Annotated in this window: 1 protein-coding gene; it reads left to right on the forward strand. The window is 34.9% G+C overall.

The features are described 5' to 3' along the window. A partial coding sequence (locus G468_RS0118430; RefSeq protein ID WP_026824202.1) for a hypothetical protein occupies nucleotides 1-968 on the forward strand: 968 nt, incomplete at its 5' end. Nucleotides 969-1,120 lie beyond the last annotated feature (152 nt).

The following is a 1,120-nucleotide window of genomic DNA, read 5'->3' on the forward strand; positions in this document are numbered from 1 at the left end:
CAAGCTATCAAGTATCAATAAATATTTTTATTACATTTTCACTTATTGAGTTATTGCATGGCGCTACTCGAGGAGATATCAAGGGTTCGGTAGTGATGACAGTCAATAGAATGGGAGGCCTTATTGTTGGGTATATTTTCTATTCGAAGATAATTATTGGTCTCACATCTGTTAATGCATACTTTTCCGAATATAGCAGAATCATTAGCTTTGATAAGGACGGTGGATCAAAATTAGCTGAAAACTTATCATCTTCATTTTCATTATTATATGAAAATCAAAACTTCGGTTTCAAAATATTCATTTTGTCAATCATTCTTGTTTATGTATTATCACTGATCGATATAATTTTCAGAAATCACAAAATTATTAATGTGCCATTTTTACTGCTTTCATGGGTAATCACACTATTGTTGTCTATTTTTTTTATTCCCGGCGTCACGGTATTTAGTGAAAACCCACTGTTTATGGCACGCGGTTATGTTGGATTTGGCGGATTTATCGCAGCTATGTTAATCCCTGTCTGCTGGGTTTCATTTAAATACATACGTTATCTAATATTAATTAGTTATATCTATATGATTGGTTTTTCATACGCCGCAAACAATGCCATGAAATTAGAAAACGCCCACATAGAAAATGTTGCAATTCGTATAATCAATGATATTGAAAACAATAGTAATGGAAATGAAATTAAATATATAAATGTTGATGGTGAGCTTCAGCACAACGAAAGCGCCAAAGTAGCAGTAGTAACATATCCATTGATAAATAGCATGTTACCACGAGCTTTTTACTATAAGTATGACGTTGGTCAGTTTGTGCTTAACAGACTTGGATTGCCAGATATAAGGTACACAAATTCAGATTCACGTGATGGTTTTAAAGAATGCTCATCCAAAAAATCAAGATACTACTACGACATTTGTTTTGGAGGCAATAATACAGCTTACATCACATTCAAATAGCGCCATTACGGCGCTATTCGTCTATCAAAGCTTTCCGATAGACAACCATTTTCCTGGGTTGCCACTCTCAACGCAAATCCAACCAATGTCACCACCAGCTACGGGGCTTAGTGTTATAACTCTATCTCCCGCTCTCCAATCAAGGCCATTAT

Source organism: Arsenophonus nasoniae DSM 15247, assembly GCF_000429565.1.
Classification (GTDB): Bacteria; Pseudomonadota; Gammaproteobacteria; order Enterobacterales; family Enterobacteriaceae; genus Arsenophonus; species Arsenophonus nasoniae.